The sequence below is a fragment of the Vibrio nitrifigilis genome, from assembly GCF_015686695.1.
GTDB classification, from domain to species: domain Bacteria; phylum Pseudomonadota; class Gammaproteobacteria; order Enterobacterales; family Vibrionaceae; genus Vibrio; species Vibrio nitrifigilis.
Window position 1 is genome coordinate 415,742 of record NZ_JADPMR010000004.1, and the last position, 19,447, is coordinate 435,188.

Below are 19,447 nucleotides of genomic sequence, written 5' to 3' on the forward strand. Positions count from 1 at the left end.
TCACTCTAAGGTATACAAGGATTTCACTATGGATATGAATAAAGAGCAAATGCAGGCTTTGGTCGATGAGGTGTTAGAAGTCTATCCAGACGTGGCGCGTGAAGAACGCGCCAAACACATCGTCGTTAATGATGAGAGCCAAGACAGTAGTAAATGTATCAGCTCCAACCGTAAAGCAACCCCAGGCACAATGACCATCCGTGGTTGTGCTTATGCGGGTTCAAAAGGGGTGGTATGGGGACCTGTGAAAGATATGATTCACATTTCTCATGGCCCTATTGGTTGTGGTCAATACTCTCGTGCTGGACGTCGTAACTATTACAAAGGCACAACAGGTGTTGATAGCTTTTGTACTATGGACTTCACTACCGATTTCCAAGAACGCGATATCGTGTTTGGTGGTGATAAAAAACTGGCTGGTGCTATTGAAGAAATTGAACAATTGTTCCCTCTTTCAAAAGGCCTATCAGTTCAGTCTGAATGTCCAGTTGGTTTGATTGGGGACGATATCGAAGCCGTAGCAAAAACACAAAGTGCAGCGATTGGTAAGAAAATCGTGCCTGTACGTTGTGAAGGTTTCCGTGGCGTATCTCAATCTCTAGGTCACCATATTGCCAACGATACTATTCGCGACTACGTGCTCAATGATGCCGATGAAAAAGAGTTTGAAACCACAGATTACGATGTTGCCATTATTGGTGACTACAACATCGGTGGTGACGCTTGGTCTTCACGCATTATCTTAGAAGATATGGGTTTACGCGTTGTTGCACAATGGTCTGGTGACGGCACATTGCCTGAAATGGAACACACACCAAAAGTGAAATTGAACCTAGTTCACTGCTATCGTTCAATGAACTATATCGTGCGTTACATGGAAGAAAAACATGGGATTCCATGGGTGGAATATAACTTATTTGGCCCAACGAAGATCATGGAATCTATGCGCAAAATCGCATCTTATTTTGATGAAAAAATTCAAAAACAAACCGAAGAAGTCATTGCTCGTTATAGCGAACAATGGGATGCCGTGATTGCTAAATATCGTCCTCGTTTAGAAAACAAAAAGGTCATGTTGTACGTTGGTGGCTTACGTCCTCGTCACGTGATTGGTGCGTACGAAGATCTAGGTATGGATATTGTGGGTGCTGGTTATGAATTTGCTCACAATGATGACTACCAAAAAACCACCCCAATGATCAAAGATGCCACTTTGTTATTTGATGATGCCGCAACCTATGAATTGGAAGAATTCGTTAAAGCACTACAACCTGATTTGATTGGTTCTGGTGTGAAAGAAAAATACGTTTTCCACAAAATGGGTTACCCATTCCGTCAAATGCACAGTTGGGACTACTCTGGCCCATACCACGGTGTTGATGGCTTTGCCATTTTTGCCCGCGACATGGACATGACGATTAACAACCCATGCTGGAGCAACATAAAAGCTCCATGGCTGGATAATTCGGCAGCATCTGATAATGAACCAATGGCTAAATCAGCATAATCGCGATTGGAAAGGATTTCCGAAGATAACCGAGCCGGTGTTCACAGATTAGTGGCACGGTAGGAGAAAACTAATGACTCAAAATGTAGATGATATTAAAGCGGGCTATCAGTTATTCCAACAAGATGAGTATCAAACACTCATGGAAGGAAAACGCGAAGCATTTGAAAAAGCGCCTGATGCCGCCAAGGTAAAAGAGGTCTTCGAGTGGACGACCACCGAAGAATATCAAGAACTTAACTTCAATCGTAAACATATTACGATTGACCCGGCGAAAGCATGTCAGCCTCTAGGTTCAGTATTATGTGCGCTTGGTTTTGAAAAAACCTTACCGTATGTACACGGCTCTCAAGGATGTGTTGCTTATTTCCGTACGTATTTTAACCGTCATTTCAAAGAGCCTGTCGCTTGTGTTTCTGACTCTATGACAGAAGATGCAGCGGTATTTGGTGGTCAGAAAAATATGAGTGAAGGTTTGGAAAATGCGTATGCATTGTACAAGCCCGAAGCGATTGCGGTATCGACGACTTGTATGGCAGAGGTTATCGGTGACGACTTGAATGCGTTTATCAATAACGCGAAAAAAGACGGCCATGTTCCTCAAGAATTGATAACACCAAGTGCGCATACACCAAGCTTTGTGGGAAGTCATGTGACTGGCTGGGACAATATGTTTGAAGGTATCTTGCGTTATGTCACCCTTGATCCAAGCGGCGAATATAACCCAGGTACTACCGATAAAATTAATATCGTACCCGGATTCGAAACTTACCTTGGTAACTATCGCGTTATTCAACGCATGTTAGATGAAATGGGCGTGGAATATAACTATCTGTGTGATCCTTCTGAAGTATTGGATACTCCTGCTGATGGTGAATTCCGCTTATATTCTGGTGGTACCTCTTACGATAAAGTCCGTGAAGCACCAAAAGCGAAAGCGACTTTGCTGCTACAACCGACTCAGTTAGTGAAAACCAAAAAATTCATTGATAACACTTGGAAGCAAGATACACCAAAAATTGATATTCCAATGGGACTTGAATGGACTGATAACTTTCTAATGAAAGTGTCAGAACTGACTGGTAAAGCCATCCCTGAGTCATTAACCAAAGAGCGTGGCCGTTTAGTCGATATGATGACTGACTCGCATACTTGGTTACATGGAGTGACAGTGTCACTATTTGGTGACCCAGATTACTTATTGGGTATGTGTAAGTTTTTGACTGAACTTGGTTGTGAAATTAAACATGTCTTGTGTAACAACGGCGCAAAACGTTGGCGCAAACAGCTCGAAGCACAGTTAAAAGAAACCCCTTATGGTGAAAATGCAACTGTGTATATGGGTAAGGACTTGTGGCATTTACGTTCATTAATGTTCACTGATAAACCAGATCTACTGATCGGTAACTCTTACGGTAAATTCATCCAACGTGATACCAAAGCAAAAGGAGACGAATTCGAAGTGCCATTAGTTCGTATCGGCTTCCCAATCTTTGACCGTCACCACCTACACCGTTACACCACATTAGGTTATGAAGGTGCGATGTATATGTTGACCACTATCGTTAACGAAGTTCTGGAAAAATTAGACCGTGAAACGATTGAAATGAACAAAACTGACCTTGGTTTCGACTTGGTTCGTTAATTTCAACCATGGGTTAGCCCCAGTAATGGGGTTAACCCAAGAACTTGCCGTTAGCGGCAAGTTCATCCGGTACATTTTATTCGTTATATCTAAGGGCCGGTGTAGTCCGGCCTATATTGCTGCGAAATAACGTTGCAACGGAATTGATCACAAGGAAGGGAACGCGATGGCGAATGTCATGATTCAATACAATGAAGAAGGCGATCTATGCCTTTACATTGCCAAAAAAGATTTAGAAGTAAACATCACTGAGTTGGAATTTGATGATGAAATGAAGTGGGGTGGGCAAATTCACCTCTCCAGCGGTGCCATTTATCATATCGATCCCATTCCCAAGCCCAAACTTCCCATCTCTGTCAGGGCAAAACGTTTACAAGCAGCATAATAGGGAGAAGAGTATGGACACACTCACTGAACAAGCGGCATTGCGAGTCGCAATGGCCGTGAAGTCACTACCTAATGTTAATGTTCGCTCATTACTTGGTTTACTTATTCAACATCTTGGCGAACCGCTTAGCGAAGAAAAACTGATGGGATTGTCAGCACAGGCGTTTCATCTCATGATCAATTCATTAGGTAGTGATGCTAGTCGAAAAGACATTACTAGTGCGTTAAATACGTTAACCGATCCATCGTTGAGTCAAGTTGGAGTTCCAACCGTTAAGGTGACCCAACCTTTGGCTGGGCCTAAGTTACGTGTGGCGCTTACCTCGAATCAAGGGGAAATGATCAATGGCCATTATGGCTCATGTATGCGCGTGCTGATTTATGAAGTCAACGACTTTGCATATCAATTGGTCGATGTTCGCCCTATTGATGCTGGGTTAAAAGGTGAAGATAGAGCATTGTTTTTACTAAGTAAAATTAAAGACTGCCAAATTTTATTCACTCTTTCAATCGGTGGCCCTGCTGCTGCACGCGTCACTCGTGCCAATATTCATCCGATTAAACGAGCGGTGCCACAATCGGCAGATGATGCACTCACCGAACTATCGACGGTGATTCGTCAATCACCACCACCTTGGTTGCAAAAATGCATGGGGATCTATCACCCCAAAAATTTAGTGGATGCCGATGTCGCGTGAGGTGTGCACGATCATTTAAATCGCTCATAGGTGAATATGTATGGAAACGAATTCAACCAATCGAGCACTGTTAGATGAAACGCAATTGGGAGATATTGGTACTAAGTTGGATGAAGTGGTTAATCGTCAAGTTGATTGGTTAGCCTTGATCCAGCAGCAATATCCTCAATTACGTTTTACGGTGTGCTCAGAAGATGATACGGGATGTCATGAACCATTTCATAGTTATGACCAATTTGATTTGCACCTGGTCTCTCATTCACTGAGTGGGTGCAGTTCATTAACCCAAGATGTTAACCACTGTACTGGTCTTGTTATTGCGCTTCACGAAGAGTGAAGCGCTTTTTTTTGTCGTGTTTACGACATTGTCGCACTCTTGTTACCTACCATCCTGATTTAAATAGCACATATAGCTCTTTAAATTTATAAATTTCAGATAGTTATCTTTTTGGTTTGTAAATTGCACCATAGGTAAATCCACTTACACTGCTGAAGATATGTGTAGTTTGGAGACCAATCACTCGTTATCTACGAATTGCTTGCCTTTGAAACCGAGGCACACAAGGACGCGTCTTTAGCATGATTGGGGACACCATCGATCAGGAAGGATCGTGAGCAAAGGTTGGAGGGGCCTATGAAACAATCAGAAATAAAATTACTGCAAGATGAACCCGCTTGTGAACATAACAAAGGGAATAAAAGCGGTTGTAGCCGCCCTAAACCCGGTGCGACAGCGGGTGGCTGTAGCTTTGATGGCGCGCAAATCAGCCTATTACCTATCGCTGATGTTGGTCATATTATCCATGGTCCTATCGCCTGTGCGGGAAACAGTTGGGATAACCGTGGTACGCGTGCGGTAGGCAGCGATTTGTTTCGTTATGGCTTTACTACCGATTTAAATGAACAAGACGTGATCATGGGGCGGGCAGAAAAACGCCTGTTACATGCAATTAAGCAGTTGATTACTGAATATCATCCGCCCGCAGTATTTGTGTATATGACCTGTGTACCAGCATTAGAAGGCAATGACGTGCAGGCGATTTGCGAAGTAGCACAAGAGCGTTGGCATATTCCCGTTATCGCAGTCGATGCGGCAGGTTTTTATGGTAATAAAAACCTTGGGAACCGAATTGCAGGCCATGTGATGGTGGAAAAAGTGGTAGGCACGGCTGAGCCACCAGCCAAACCCTTGATGAAACATGACCCATCGCGCCACGTACACGATATTGTGCTGATTGGTGAGTACAACATTGCTGGTGAGTTTTGGCATGTATCGCGCCTCTTTGAACAGTTAGGCATTCGCGTGCTGTGTTGCCTTGCTGGCGACACCTTATTTCATGAAATTCAAACCATGCATCGCGCCGATGCGGCGATGGTGGTTTGCGCGCGGGCGCAAGTCAATGTGGCGCGCCGATTAGAAGAAAAATGGGGCATTCCTTGGTTTGAAGGGAGCTTTTATGGCATTGAAGATACGTCTACGGCTTTACGTACCTTTGCTAAATTGCTCAATGATCCCAAGTTGGTCGAAGAAACTGAAGCTTTGATTGAGCGTGAAGAAGCCCGAGTGCGTGCGGCATTTGCACCGTATAAAGCGCGATTGGAAGGCAAACGAGCGTTACTTTATACCGGGGGCGTGAAATCGTGGTCGGTGATTTCTGCCCTGAAAGATCTCGGTATGGAATGTATAGCGACAGGGACAAAAAAATCCACTCAATCGGATAAAAAACGCATTATCGATATCATGGGCCAAGATGCCAAAATGCTTGATGAGGGTGGGGCTCGCTTACTGATTGATACCTATCATCAATACCATGCCGACGTGATGATTGCAGGCGGCCGTAATATGTACACCGCACTAAAAGCCCGCTTGCCATTTCTGCACATTAACCAAGAACGTGAACACGCCTATGCCGGCTACGAAGGCATGATACGTTTGGCTTTGGAGTTGTGCCGTACTTTAGAAGCGCCAATCTGGCAGATGGCCAATACCAAAGCGCCCTGGATTGAATCTGCTACTTCTCGCAGCAGCGACAAAGCGTTATCTGACGACAAAAAACTCACCTCTAATTTGATTAAATAAGGAGTAGCAGCATGGCAAAAATCATCAAACAAAATACGCCTTTGGTTACTCAGCCATTAAGAACTAGCCCTGCAACCGGCGCCATTCTGGCAAGCTTTGGTTTTCGTGGTGCGATTCCTCTTTTGCATGGCGCTCAGGGGTGCAGTGCGTTTGCCAAAGTATTTTTAATTGGTCACTTACGTGAGCCAATCCCATTACAAAATACAGCCATTGATCAGGTGTCTGCCGTCATGGGCGGCGATGACAATCTGACCGAAGCGTTAGTGACGTTATGTAAGAAACACGGTCCGGAATTAATTACGGTGATGACCACCGGGTTAACCGAGCTACAAGGCACCGATATCTTTCGCGTGATTAGTCAGTTCAAACGTGATTATCCGCAATATCAAGCCTCTCGCATCGTTGCCATGCATACCCCTGATTTTGTTGGGTCGATGCAAAGTGGTTTTGCCTTTGCAGTGAATAGCGTCATCAAGCAATTAGTGAAAGAGCCATCACTTAGGCCAAAACAGCGCATGCAAGTGAATGTGTTGTGCTCCGTTGGTTTGACTGCTGCAGATATTGATACGTTAAAACGTTATTTAGATGCTTTTGATATCGAGGGAATTTTTGCTCCCGATCTTTCTATCTCTCTTGATGGCCATTTAGGTGATGACGATTTTTCACCCACCAGTATTGGAGGAACGTCAGTTCTTGAGATTGAAATGATGTCGGAAAGCGATGCCACAATAGTGATCGGTGATTCGCTCAAACCGAGCGCGGTGTGGTTAGAAAAACGCTTTGGTATCGCTTATACCGAAATTGGGATGGGGATGAGCTTAGAAGATGTTGATGAGCTTATCATGACACTCTCTGCGCTCAGTGGTAAAGAAGTGCCTAGCTGGATTACGAGAGCCAGACAACGCGTACAAGATGCGATGTTAGATAGCCATTTTGTACTGACTCATGAAACCTTTTCGATAGCGCTCGAACCTGATTTAGCAAAAGGTTATGCCCAAATTATTGCCGCAATGGGTGGGCATATTCACCAAGTGATTACCACCAGTCAAGAACCAGGGCTTGAAGCGCTGCCTTGTGATGAAGTGATTATTGGCGATTTGGCCCAACTGGATCATCACGCTGATGATTTGCGTATAGTGATCAGTAATAGCCATGCTGCTGTTATTTGCGAACCTGATATTCCAGTGTTACGGGCGGGTTATCCCGTTTCTGATCGCTTCGGCAATATGGATATTCGCCAGTTTGGTTATGAAGGAATACGTGAACGCCTGTTCGCCATGGCAAACATTATGGCGGTAACAGAGAAAGAAGATGTGGAACCACACGTCAGTGCTTACCGCTTTAGCGCCGACCAAGTGAAACAAAATATGGGGGTCGCATGAAAATCAGTGAAAGAAAATTGCATGTGGAACCCACTCAATCAGGTGAAGCATTTGATTTAAAAATTGCGTTTGCGACAGAAAGTCGCCAAAACGTCGATCAACATTTTGGTAGCGCCAGAGGCATGCTGATCTATGGTATTAATCCACAGGGGTGGAGTGTGCTAGAAGCGATTGAATATACAGAGTCATCGGCTACCGTTCACGATAAATTGCCTATTCGTATCAGTGACTTAGATGGGTGTGCTGCAGTGTACTGTAATGCCTGTGGCGCTGCTGCTATTCGTCAGCTGTTGGATAACCATATTCATCCAGTCAAAGTGAGCGCTGGAGTTGCCATTCACGACTTATTGTCGGATTTAAAACAAGAGTTATCTGGTCAACCAAGTGGATGGCTGGCTCGGGCGATTAAATTGCAAGAACAGTCAACGACGGTTACCCAAGAGAGCAGTAGTGAACGGTTTGAGCAGATGATGGATGAAGAATGGTGACGTGATATCAAATGATCACCTGGTAAGCAGAGACGTTAACAAATAAGGAAAACACCGTGAGCAAAATTGTCAGTTACACCCGGGGGGGAGACGAATGGGAACCCCAATTTATTTCTGAAATCGATCAAGCAAACTGTATTGGTTGTGGCCGTTGCTATAAAGTTTGTTCAAGAGATGTCTTTGATTTAGTGGAAAAAGAAGATGTCGATGATGATGACGATGATGATTATTATGATGAAGATGAAATGATGATGGTGATGAGCATCAAAAATGCTGAGGATTGTATTGGTTGTACATCATGTAGCAAAGTCTGTCCGAAAAATTGTCAAAGTTTTGCCCCGGCAGAGGCTTAGGTTTCACACTGAATGTAAGTTTCAATCTTTTCTTCTAAGGGACAGTCTGCACTGTCCCTTTCTGTTTCTAGTTATTGGCGTCATTTTCCTACTTAGAATGCGCACTGAATACGGTTATTTTCGGTATGAATGATGCCGACTATCACAATGTCGCGGTTTATGTCGGGTTTGTGTCACACCGATTGTCATCATTTTTGTATCAAAGCGAACAAATTGCGCCTATTGAGGATTTTATTTTGTGTTTGTTTTGTGACCGGGTTAAAAAATAACTCAATACAATTCATGTGCTTATGTCTCATTTTTTCTACTATCTTCGCCAGTTGTCACAACTTGCCATGTAACTTGCAACATTCCTGTAAAGTCTTGAAACACCAACACCATACACACGCACTGGACGCGTGGCGGGCAATAAAATAATTAAGGAGCAGGTATGTGGGATTACTCTGAGAAAGTGAAAGATCATTTCTTCCATCCAAGGAATGCCAAGTTGGTTGAGGATGCAAATGCTCATGGCGATGTCGGTTCTATCAGTTGTGGCGATGCACTGAGCCTGACGCTGAAAATCAATCCAGATACAGATGTGATTGAAGATGCCGGTTTTCAAACTTTTGGCTGCGGTAGCGCTATTGCTTCTTCATCGGCATTGACAGAAATGATCATCGGTAAACCAGTGAATGACGCGTTAAATGTTACCAATAAAGACATTGCAGATTTTCTTGATGGATTACCTCCGGAAAAAATGCACTGTTCAGTTATGGGCATGGAGGCCTTGCACGCAGCGGTTGCCGATTATCGCGGTGAGGAGTTAGACGACGACCACGAAGAGGGTGAACTGATCTGCAAATGTTTTGCGATTGATGACGCGACGATTAAACGTGTGGTTAAAGCAAACAATCTCACTACATTAGAAGAAGTGATCAACTACACCAAAGCAGGTGGTGCCTGCGCTTCTTGTCATGAAAAAATTGAATGGGTGTTGGAAGATTGCCTCGCAGAAATGCAAGGTGAGGCACCAACAGCACAACATGGCGAAGTGATCGCTATGGAAGGGAATCAATCTGCACCAGTACGTAGCGAAGAAGCGCAACGTGTTTGGGATCTCATCAGCCAAATCATTGATGATGTGCGTCCAAACGTGCAAATGGACGGCGGTGATATTCACTTAGTCGATATTGAAGACAATGTCGTGTTTGTTTCTATGGTGGGGGCTTGTACTGGATGTGGTTTATCTGGACTCACTCTAGCCAACGTTGAACATCAAATTAGCCAAGTGATGGGTGAAATGTTCACCGTATTCCCAGTTCAAGAAAGTGGCACAGAAGGTCTAGCAGACCCAAAGGAGGGGACTTATGATCACTAATAATGCAGCTGAAAAACCAATTATTTATCTAGATAATAATGCGACAACTCGCATTGACCCGCGTGTATTGGGCGTAATGATTCCTTATCTAGACCAATATTATGGCAACCCATCTTCTATTCACCGTTTAGGCGCAAAAGTGGGTCAGGCATTAGAAATCGCTCGTGAGCAGGTACAGCAATTTATTGGTGCACGTTTCTCCAGTGAAATCGTATTTACCTCATGTGCGACGGAAGCGACCTCAACCGCGATTATGTCGGCCGTTGAAGCTTATCCCGATCGTAAAGAGATCATTACCACACAGGTAGAGCACCCAGCCACGCTCACTTTGTGTCAAAACTTAGAACGTAAAGGCTACAAAATTCATTTTATTGGCGTGGATAAAAAAGGGCGTTTGGACTTTAAAGCGTTTGAAGCCGCGCTAAGCCGCAATGTCTGTTTAGTGACAATGATGTGGGCGAATAACGAAACAGGTACGATTTTCCCGATTGAACGTGTTTCTCACTTAGCCAAATTCTATGGCGCATTAATGCACGTTGATGGGGTACAAGCGGCTGGGAAAATTCCAATGGATGTTAAATCATTGCATATCGATATGATGTCTATTTCTGGTCACAAATTCCATGCGCCGAAAGGTGTTGGTGCGCTTTATTTACGTCGTGGTACTCGTTTTAGACCTTTACTTCGTGGTGGACATCAAGAACGCGGCCGCCGAGCTGGGACCGAAAATGCAGCATCAATTATTGCAATGGGGGCTGCGGCTCAGTACGCCTTCAACGCGTTAGAAACGGAAGTGCCACGGATACAAATGCTTCGCGACCGTTTAGAACAAGGCCTGTTAGCGCGTATTCCAAACAGTTTTGTCACAGGTAATCGGGCTCATCGTGTACCTAATACTTGTAACTTAGCAGTGGAATATGTGGAAGGTGAAGCTCTGCTTCTGATGATGAACCAAGAAGGGATTGCGGCGTCATCTGGTTCGGCTTGTACTTCAGGATCTCTAGAGCCTTCTCATGTCATGAAAGCGATGCAAATTCCGTTTACCGCTGCACATGGTACGCTGCGTTTCTCATTATCCCGCTTCAATACTGAAGAAGACATTGATTACGTGCTCGAAAAACTACCACCGATTGTGGAACGTTTAAGAGAGCTTTCTCCTTACTGGGACAATACGACCAACAAAGGTAACGTTGACGCGTTTGCTCCGGTGTACGCCTAGGGAGGTTGCGATGGCCTATGGAATGAATATTCCTAGCAAAGTGGTGATTAACGACACCACTTTGCGGGATGGCGAACAAAGTCCAGGGGTCGCGTTTACGACTGAAGAAAAAGTTCATATTGCTCTATTGTTAGAAGATGCAGGTGTCAACGAACTCGAAGTGGGGATTCCAGCAATGGGCCCCGCTGAGCGAGACACAATACGGGCCATTTCTCAGTCACTTTCTCGCGCACAAACCATGGCTTGGTGTCGGATGCTACCGGAAGATGTTGAACTGGCGACGGGGCTCGGTTTGGATTGGCTTGATTTATCTATTCCTGTATCGAGCGTGCAGTTAAAAAGTAAGCTCAACATCTCTCCAGAACGGCTATTTAAGCGCTGTACACATGTGATTCAAATGGCAATCTCGCGCGGATTTAATGTCTGTGTTGGGATGGAAGATGCGTCACGTGCTGATCCAGAGTTTTTACTACGAGTGGCGGAAGTGGCGGAAGCCGCTGGGGCGCAACGGTTACGTTTCGCTGATACTAACGGAATACTCGATCCGTTTACTACTTTCCAGCGTATTGTGCAGTTACGCACCAGTACTCCGCTTGATATTGAGATGCACGCACACAATGACTTGGGTCTTGCTACGGCAAACACATTAGCGGCAATCCAAGCTGGCGCAACGTCGATTAACACGACCATTAACGGCTTAGGTGAACGTGCGGGTAATGCAGCATTGGAAGAAGTGGCGGTTGCAGTCAACGTATTAGATCAGTCTCACACTGATATCGATTTAACTCAACTTCCCAATTTGTGTCGCTATGTTTACATGGCATCAGGCCGTTCAATCTCACCACAAAAAGCGATTACCGGCGATATTGTGTTCACTCATGAATCGGGCGTACACGTCGATGGCTTACTTAAAGACATCAATACTTATCAAGGCTTTTCGCCTACATTAATCGGTCGTCATCATCATTTGGTGTTGGGTAAACACTCGGGTATTAAAGCGATCAGTGAAGTTTATCGTCGTCTTGGGGTGATTCTATCGCAAGGCCAATGCGAAGCACTGCGCGATGAACTGCGTCATTGGTCTGAAAAAGAAAAGTGTGTGCCTACCAATGATGATTTATTAGGGATAGCCATGCATGTGATGGTGTCAGCATAAAAAGGGAAAGTTATGGACCATATCGACCCAGAGGAATTTTTAGAAGATTTAGAAGAGCTAAGTACCGCTGAAGCCTTCTTAGATTATTTTGATATCGATTACGAGCCAGAACTTGTTGAACGTAAACATATCCAGTTACTCCGTCTGTTTCAAAAATTGTTATCGAGTCAACCGGCTCGATTAAGTGAATACCGTTATTACCATCAAACCTTGAGTATTGCTTATCGTCAATTGGCACTTGGAAGAGAGCCTGCGTTTGATTCACATGGATGCCAAAGTTGTCACAGTACTGAATGTGGCTCACTGACCGTTGTTGAAGAGGAGCGACCATGACTGATTGGGAATTAGAAAGACAACCCGGCATACGCTTTGCCGAAGGAGAGCCTGTGCGCGTTATCCGCACAGTGCGTAATGATGGGAGCTTCCCTGACTTTGACAAAGGGGACGTGTTGGTCGAGGCGGGTTCTTGTGGCGAAGTACGCAGCTACGGTTATTTTTTACAAACGCAGGTGATTTTCCAAGTCTATTTTCCTGAGGTGAATCGGGTGATTGGTATTCGCGAAACTGAATTGATCCGAGCTGATTTACCTTGGGTGCCTTGCACTTTATACAGTTTGGATAAAGCGCGTTTAACCAAAAGCTTAACCATCAAAGGCGAACCGCTAGCGAGCAAAGGCGATCTGATTGAGGTGAAACGTTCTTGGCGCGATCTCGAAGATGGCTCTCTCACATACGAAGTCGCGTGTGGTGAATACGTCTTTAAATTGGATGCCTCAGTATTAGAAGCTGTTCATGATTCTCTATAGGTCTCGTGGTTAATTGATAGGAAAGGAGTGGGTATGGAAGCCTATAAAAGACATTATCTAACCGCAAAAGTCGCGACAGAGCTTTATCAGTTAAATCCTGAATTTCTGTCGAGTATGCAGCGTGTCAAAGTCGATGAACAGGTGGAACAGCTCTATCGTATTCAGGAAGCCATTTTGCAATCCCAAGAAGCTCAGTGGATTGCTCTGAGCGAGCAAGAAGTTGATCAGGCATTAGATTCTTGTATTGAAGGCTATGATTCGTATCAAGGGTTTATTCAAGCGCTTAACAATCAACATCTCGATGAAGGGAAGTTGCGCCAAGCCCTCAAAGAAGAACTCAAATGCGACAAGGTTATGGAGTGGGTGAGTCGTGATGTGCCATCACTAAGACAAGAAGATGCCGAGCGTTATTTCAATACTCACCGGCAAGAGTTTCATCGCCCACAAATGTGGGATATGAGCCAGATTTTAATTACGGTGAATGAGGCATACCCAGACAATACGCACGCCAAAGTCGTGGCTCGTATTTGGTCTGTCTATGATCATTGTAAAGCGCAAGATGATGATGTGTTCAGCCAGCATGCGCTAAAATATTCAGAGTGCCCCAGCGCCATGAATAATGGCTATCTCGGTTGGTGTGATGAAACGAAACTTTATCCGCAGATAACCGAGCGCTTGGTATCGCTTGCATCTAACCAGCTAAGCACTCCGATTGAAACTGAATTAGGCTTTCACTTGGTAAAATACCATCAGATGAAACCTGAGGGGATGGCAAGTTTTGCAGAAGCCTTACCTTTTCTCGAAGAGAAACATACCCAACGCGCTCGCCAATACTTACAGCGCCAATGGTTAACCCAGTTGCTGCAAGCTTACCCAGCGTAACGGTCGTTTAAATCATTTCACCATCATCAAACACCACATCTAGTATGTGGTGTTTTTGTGTTTATTCACTTTAAAAGCAAGCCACGAGTGGGAACCAAAAGGGCACAACCGATAAATTGGTTGTATTAACTCGGGAAGGCATACACGCCTTTAGAGCAGATATTGACGGATACGTGATCGCCAATGGATAAAGGTTCTAGCGAAGTGGCGATCAGTTTGTTCCCTTTAACATGGACCACGTAGTGACATTGGTCGCCTCTAAATTGTTGCTCTTCTACTTGAGTTTCAGCATGGCTGTCGGATTGTAAAATTATGTTGTAAGGTCTCATGAGTAAGATACATTGCTGTTCAATGGTTAGCTCAGAAGGAGAATCGGCCTGAATGATTCCCAGAGAGGTTAAGTAGTCGTTATCTCGAGATTTTGTGGCGGGAAGGTAGCTGCCGCCGCCGAGAAAATCGGCCACAAATTTGCTTGATGGGTGATGATACAACTCGCTGGCTGTGCCGAATTGTTCAATCTTACCTTGATTCATGACGGCCATTTTATCGGCAAAAGCAAAGGCCTCTTCACGGCTATGAGTGACAAAAATCGCTGTGACGCCTTGGCGTTTAAAAATATCACGAATCTCTTTGATTAAGTCGTGGCGCACTTGAGTATCAATATTTGAAAAAGGCTCATCAAGTAATAACAAATCAGGTTGATAGATCAGTGATCGAGCGATAGCCACTCGCTGTTGTTGCCCTCCAGAGAGTTGATGAGGATAACGATCGGCAAAACCGTTCAATCGAACTAAAGAAAGCATGTTATTGACGCGTTCGCGTTTTTCTTGAGTAGTGACTTTTCTAAGGCCAAAGGCAATATTCTCACCTACGGTAAGGTGAGGGAAAAGTGCATAATCTTGGAAAATCATACCAATATTGCGCTGTTCGGGAGGCACTTGACGACTCCCATCATCCAGAGTGCGATTATTGAGATAGATGGCCCCGGTTTTCACTGGTAATAATCCGGCAATGGCTTTGAGTAATGTTGTTTTGCCACATCCACTGGAACCCAGCAAACAAATAATTTCCCCTTGATTAACCGATAAAGACAGAGATTCAAGTACAGTTTGTTGTTCGTACTGACACGTTAAATTTGCAATAGAAAGAGTATGTGTCATCAGTGAGCCCTCTCCAGTGAACGGTTAACAATGATGAGCGGAATTAAACCAACCAGAACTAACAGCACGGCCGGGAGAGCGGCAAGCTCTAATTGTTCATCGGAAGCAAAGTTATACACATAGGTAGCTAATGATTCGAAATTAAATGGGCGCAGCAGTAATGCCGCATTCAACTCCTTCATCGATTCAATGAAAACCAATAATATAGCAACCAAAATGCCACGCCTTATCATCGGTAAATGAACACGTCGTAGCATTTGTGTTTCGTTACATCCCATTGTGCGACTGGCCATGTCCATTGATGGAGAAACCTTACCTAAACTACTCTCAACACTACCAATGGCCACGGCTGAAAAACGCACCACCATGGCGAAGATAATGGCAAACATCGACCCCGATAGCACCAACCCAGGTTGATCCCATGCCATAAACTTTGCCATGTCATTAATCCAATAATCGACTTTGAGAACAGGGGCTAATACACCAATGGCTAGCACTGTGCCGGGCACGGCATAACCTAACGAGGCGGCGCGCATAAAAAATAGGCTCTGGTGAGCGCCTTGTAAACGATGAGTGAAGTTAACAACAATAGCGATAGCGGTTGCAATTAAGGCGGCCAATATTGAAATTTTTAAACTGTTAAAAGCGTATATTTTAAATTCTGGCGTCCAGCTTTGAATAAAATAATCGTAGGAATAACTAAGCAGTTGTACCAGCGGTAGAATAAATGCGATAGCAACTAACCCCCAACACCATACAACTGAAAGGGCTTTTTTCCAGCCATGTAACTCATAGCGCACATCTTCATGGCTGGTATAGCTGGTTTGAAACAGTTTCTGTTTTCTACGGCTGTAGCGTTCGCCACTCAATAGAAGTACGACGACCAACAGCATAATGGCGGATATTTTAGCCGCGGCACCTAAGTTTGAATAGCCAAGCCACGTATCATATACGGCGGTAGTTAGGGTGCTGACAGCAAAATAGCTCACCGTACCAAAATCACCTAACGTTTCCATGGCAACAAGAGAAAGGCCAACTGCCACCGCTGGACGAATTAAAGGTAAAGATACGCGGCGAAAGCTTTCGAGTGGGGAACAACCCAGTAGCCTTGCGGATTGCAGTAAGCTCACGTTTTGTTCCATAAACGCTGAGCGAGACATTAAGTATACATAAGGGTAAAGCACTAACGCTAATACAAAAATAGCGCCGGGCAAGGTACGAATATCTGGAAACCAGTAGTCTGATGCTCCCCAACTGGTGAGGTCTCTAAGCCATTGCTGAATAGGCCCCGCGTAATCAAACCAATCGGTATAGATATAGCCGACGATATAGCCAGGCATGGCTAAAGGAAGCACAAGTGCCCACTGTAAATATTTTTCTCCGGGCACGCGGCACATTGCCATTAACCACGCTGATGGTAGCCCAAATAATAACGAGAGCAGCATGACGCCAGCAACGAGCAATAAGGTATTTAAAGTATAAGTGGGTAACACCGTTGCAAAAAGATGAGAGAATAAATCACCAGAGCCCTGTATCGAAAGGTAGAACAGCGACAAAATAGGCAGAACCAATAGCAGGGCAAATGCTCCACTACCACATAGCCAGAAGTTAGGTTTATCCATCATGCTGGTGGCTCTCTTATAGATCTAAACACCTTAAAAGTCGTTCTTTAGTAAATATTTACTTGTATAGCAAATACTTAAAGATCGAATTTCACTTCATCGAGCAATTTTACCGCTGTACTGTTATATTTCGCGATCTGTTCCAAACTGAGGGTATCAGGCTTAAAATCGCCCCAAGATTTCACCAGCTTAGAGCGTTCAACACCCGGTTTCACCGGATATTCATAGTTCACTTCTGCGTACATTTTTTGTGCCTTATCACCGGTTAGAAACTCCATCAGCTTTTTGGCATTGTCGTGATTCGGTGCATATCTAGCCATCGCCATACCACTGACATTAACGTGAGTGCCTGTTGTCGTTTGATTAGGGAAATTGATATAAACAGACTCTGCCCATGCTTTTTGTTTCGCATCATTGAGCATGTTGCCTAGATAATAACTGTTACCTAAAGAGAGATCGCACAAGCCTTCTTTTATCGCCTTTACCTGTGAACGGTCATTGCCTTGCGGCTTACGGGCTAGGTTCGCTTTTACGCCTTGTAGCCAGGTTTTTGTTGCTGCTTCACCTTGATGAGCAATCATGGATGAAATCAGTGACACATTGTAGGGATGCTTGCCTGATCGAGTACAAATTTTGCCTTTGAACTTCGGGTTAGCGAGATCGGCATAAGTGAAATCGTGACTCAGTTTTCCTATGCGAGCGCGAGAGGAATATACATTACGAGCACGCAGTGTAAGCGCAAACCATTGACCTTTACTATCTCGGTATTGCGTGGGAACATTGGCATCAATAATGGGGCTATCTAATGGTTGTACGACCTGTTTATCAACTAACTCAGTTAAGAGACTAATGTCTGTGGCGATGACTACATCGGCAGGGCTGTATTGACCTTCTTGTACTAACTTTTCGGTCAATCCTTTTTTCGCAAACTTCACATTGACCTTTATGCCTGTTTCCTTAGTGAATTCTTCAAACATGGGTTTAACGAGAAAAGGTTGTCGATATGAATATACGTTAACCTCATTGGTAGCCATGGCAGAAGTGCTGAAAAGACCCACGCAGATAGCTGAAAGAGTCAGCATTTTTTTCATCGATAATCTCCTAATGCACATAAACAAATTAGTAATGATAATAGTTATTAATAATGTTAATACATAATGGAGATAACGATTATCAACAGAGATGATCTAAAGCGTATTTTTAGAAAAATGTTGCCATACAAGTTGCATAAATACCCTGGTGTGATGAAATGGTTCCTATCGAAATGACATTAACTCCCTGTTTTTTAATAATTATTTGGATATATCATGCTTTAAAAAGCACTAAACCTTTATGGTTTAAACTTAACTTATTGATTTTAAAGAAAATAAAATATAATAGAGAAATACATATCTATTATATGTATATCGTGTATAGTGTCGTTAGCTCTTCTGGTGAGCTATTGATAATACATTTAGTTCAAGATCTTCTCAGTTTTTCGATTAAATTCGTCATATCTATCCTGCGATACCTTTTTCTTCATACCTTATTTAGTAGCTTCCTTTTTAACTCATTCAATGTATCGAGATATATGTCAAATAAAACAACTGGTTTAGTAAAATGGTTTAACGAAACGAAAGGTTTTGGATTTATCACTCCTGAAAACGGCGGTGCAGACCTATTTGTTCACTTCCGATCAATTGTTAGCGAAGGCTTTAAAACTCTAGCTGAAGGTCAAAAGGTTTCTTTTGATATTGAACAAGGTAACAAAGGCCCACAAGCTAGCAATGTTACTTTAGTGTCATAATTTGCAAAGTCTCTCTTCTAATTTTTTAGAGGAGGTTATTTGGGTATGTATCCATAAAATATTGATATACGGAAATATCAGATTTCCATAGTCTAAATAATGGTCCCTTTAAGCATCATTTATTCTTATTTTTCCAAAAATAGGGTGAAGTTTAAGATTATATAGAAAGGTTTTAAAGGGTTTTTATCGAAAAATATTAGAAGGAGACTGAGCTTTGAAAAAAACGTCAACGTGCTCTAAGCCTAAAACAGACAAAGCCAAGAGCCCTAGCGCGAACGAAAGTTCTAATAGTATTCATCATACAAGAAAAAAAATTGAAAAAATTTTGTTAGAACGAGAAGAAAAAAAACTTTGGGATCTATAAGGTAGGAACAATATGAGAAGACCAGTAAGAAAATCGATAAAAAAAACACAGAAGAATAACTTCGAAGAGCGATTCGCTGTTATGGTAAAGCAATATCAAGAAGAAAAAGAAATTCTAGAATCTATGGTTGAAGGTTCACCAGAATACATAAATCAGAAAAAGCTATGCGATAAATTATTTGCAAATGCTGAACGATTCATTAATAGAAATTAATTATTAAATTATTTATTCTGCAGTTTAGGTAATTAACTAAAATTTAACCTGAAACATCGATTGATATTGGTAACTTATTTGTTATAAAAATCTATCTCTCCAAAAGACACTTCTTAATAATTAGCAAGGATTCTTTATCAGAATCCTTTCTTTTCTCCCTCCTTATCTATCTTGTCACGTTTTCCCTAACATGAGTGATAAGTCATTCAAGCCTATAACGCGTTTGATGACAACACTGAACTCAATTTATTTCCCGTGATAACAATGGTTTGTATTTTTAGGCAATAAATGGAATCGATTAGGCTAAGGCTTAAATCGGATACATGGATAAAATATCTT

Annotated in this window: 20 protein-coding genes; 17 read left to right on the forward strand and 3 right to left on the reverse strand. The window is 43.3% G+C overall.

The window, feature by feature from the left end; translation table 11 throughout:
- Window positions 1-28: 28 nt before the first annotated feature.
- The 15 genes from nifD to I1A42_RS18185 all read left to right on the forward strand — a co-directional run bounded on the left by nifD (window position 29) and on the right by I1A42_RS18185 (window position 13,963).
- Window positions 29-1,507, forward strand: a complete 1,479-nt coding sequence (nifD, locus tag I1A42_RS18115) for a nitrogenase molybdenum-iron protein alpha chain (protein WP_161154326.1) — start codon at window positions 29-31, stop codon at window positions 1,505-1,507.
- A 73-nt stretch (window positions 1,508-1,580) separates the two neighbouring features.
- Window positions 1,581-3,152, forward strand: a complete 1,572-nt coding sequence (gene nifK / locus I1A42_RS18120; RefSeq protein ID WP_161154325.1) for a nitrogenase molybdenum-iron protein subunit beta — start codon at window positions 1,581-1,583, stop codon at window positions 3,150-3,152.
- Between the two features lie 166 nt (window positions 3,153-3,318).
- Entirely contained in the window at window positions 3,319-3,537 is a 219-nt protein-coding gene (gene nifT, locus I1A42_RS18125; RefSeq protein WP_196124305.1) for a putative nitrogen fixation protein NifT, read from the forward strand.
- 13 nt (window positions 3,538-3,550) lie between these two features.
- Window positions 3,551-4,237: a NifB/NifX family molybdenum-iron cluster-binding protein gene (locus I1A42_RS18130; protein ID WP_196124306.1), complete on the forward strand. Its 687-nt coding sequence runs from the start codon at window positions 3,551-3,553 to the stop codon at window positions 4,235-4,237.
- Between the two features lie 40 nt (window positions 4,238-4,277).
- Window positions 4,278-4,574: a DUF6129 family protein gene (locus I1A42_RS18135; protein WP_161154322.1), complete on the forward strand. Its 297-nt coding sequence runs from the start codon at window positions 4,278-4,280 to the stop codon at window positions 4,572-4,574.
- A 297-nt stretch (window positions 4,575-4,871) separates the two neighbouring features.
- Window positions 4,872-6,317 (forward strand): nitrogenase iron-molybdenum cofactor biosynthesis protein NifE, encoded by a 1,446-nt coding sequence (gene nifE, locus I1A42_RS18140; protein ID WP_196124307.1) that lies wholly within the window; start codon window positions 4,872-4,874, stop codon window positions 6,315-6,317.
- A gap of 11 nt (window positions 6,318-6,328) precedes the next feature.
- Entirely contained in the window at window positions 6,329-7,699 is a 1,371-nt protein-coding gene (nifN, locus tag I1A42_RS18145; protein WP_196124308.1) for a nitrogenase iron-molybdenum cofactor biosynthesis protein NifN, read from the forward strand.
- On the forward strand, window positions 7,696-8,187 hold the full coding sequence (locus I1A42_RS18150) for a NifB/NifX family molybdenum-iron cluster-binding protein (protein ID WP_161154319.1): 492 nt from the start codon (window positions 7,696-7,698) through the stop codon (window positions 8,185-8,187). The genes nifN and I1A42_RS18150 overlap by 4 nt, the downstream gene beginning before the upstream one ends.
- Before the next feature lie 56 nt (window positions 8,188-8,243).
- Complete coding sequence (gene fdxB / locus I1A42_RS25045; RefSeq protein WP_161154318.1) at window positions 8,244-8,540, forward strand: ferredoxin III, nif-specific; 297 nt, start codon at window positions 8,244-8,246, stop codon at window positions 8,538-8,540.
- A gap of 430 nt (window positions 8,541-8,970) precedes the next feature.
- Window positions 8,971-9,900, forward strand: coding sequence for a Fe-S cluster assembly protein NifU (nifU, locus tag I1A42_RS18160; protein ID WP_161154317.1), 930 nt, complete (start codon window positions 8,971-8,973; stop codon window positions 9,898-9,900).
- Window positions 9,890-11,119 carry a cysteine desulfurase NifS gene (nifS, locus tag I1A42_RS18165; protein WP_196124309.1) on the forward strand — a complete coding sequence of 410 codons (1,230 nt, stop codon included), beginning with the start codon at window positions 9,890-9,892 and terminating at the stop codon, window positions 11,117-11,119. The genes nifU and nifS overlap by 11 nt, the downstream gene beginning before the upstream one ends.
- A gap of 10 nt (window positions 11,120-11,129) precedes the next feature.
- Complete coding sequence (gene nifV, locus I1A42_RS18170) at window positions 11,130-12,275, forward strand: homocitrate synthase (RefSeq protein WP_230389652.1); 1,146 nt, start codon at window positions 11,130-11,132, stop codon at window positions 12,273-12,275.
- Between the two features lie 12 nt (window positions 12,276-12,287).
- Window positions 12,288-12,608: a nitrogenase-stabilizing/protective protein NifW gene (locus I1A42_RS18175; RefSeq protein ID WP_161154315.1), complete on the forward strand. Its 321-nt coding sequence runs from the start codon at window positions 12,288-12,290 to the stop codon at window positions 12,606-12,608.
- The gene (locus tag I1A42_RS18180; RefSeq protein WP_196124310.1) at window positions 12,605-13,081 is read left to right on the forward strand and encodes a nitrogen fixation protein NifZ; all 477 of its coding nucleotides are present in this window, start codon (window positions 12,605-12,607) and stop codon (window positions 13,079-13,081) included. Before I1A42_RS18175 ends, I1A42_RS18180 begins: the two co-directional genes overlap by 4 nt.
- 33 nt (window positions 13,082-13,114) lie before the next feature.
- On the forward strand, window positions 13,115-13,963 hold the full coding sequence (locus tag I1A42_RS18185) for a peptidylprolyl isomerase (protein WP_161154313.1): 849 nt from the start codon (window positions 13,115-13,117) through the stop codon (window positions 13,961-13,963).
- A gap of 125 nt (window positions 13,964-14,088) precedes the next feature.
- On the opposite strand, the gene I1A42_RS18190 is transcribed toward I1A42_RS18185, so the two are convergent.
- The 3 genes from I1A42_RS18190 to I1A42_RS18200 all read right to left on the reverse strand — a co-directional run bounded on the left by I1A42_RS18190 (window position 14,089) and on the right by I1A42_RS18200 (window position 17,836).
- A complete protein-coding gene (locus I1A42_RS18190; protein ID WP_161154310.1) occupies window positions 14,089-15,123 on the reverse strand; it encodes an ABC transporter ATP-binding protein in 1,035 nt (344 codons plus the stop codon).
- Window positions 15,123-16,748: an ABC transporter permease gene (locus I1A42_RS18195; protein ID WP_161154309.1), complete on the reverse strand. Its 1,626-nt coding sequence runs from the start codon at window positions 16,746-16,748 to the stop codon at window positions 15,123-15,125. The genes I1A42_RS18190 and I1A42_RS18195 overlap by 1 nt, the downstream gene beginning before the upstream one ends.
- Window positions 16,749-16,822: 74 nt before the next feature.
- Entirely contained in the window at window positions 16,823-17,836 is a 1,014-nt protein-coding gene (locus tag I1A42_RS18200; RefSeq protein ID WP_161154308.1) for a Fe(3+) ABC transporter substrate-binding protein, read from the reverse strand.
- Between the two features lie 479 nt (window positions 17,837-18,315).
- Between I1A42_RS18200 and cspE the strand changes: the two genes are divergently transcribed.
- Both cspE and I1A42_RS18210 read left to right on the forward strand, forming a co-directional pair.
- Window positions 18,316-18,531: a transcription antiterminator/RNA stability regulator CspE gene (cspE, locus tag I1A42_RS18205; protein WP_161154307.1), complete on the forward strand. Its 216-nt coding sequence runs from the start codon at window positions 18,316-18,318 to the stop codon at window positions 18,529-18,531.
- A 376-nt stretch (window positions 18,532-18,907) separates the two neighbouring features.
- Window positions 18,908-19,108 carry a hypothetical protein gene (locus I1A42_RS18210; RefSeq protein ID WP_161154306.1) on the forward strand — a complete coding sequence of 67 codons (201 nt, stop codon included), beginning with the start codon at window positions 18,908-18,910 and terminating at the stop codon, window positions 19,106-19,108.
- Window positions 19,109-19,447: the final 339 nt, after the last annotated feature.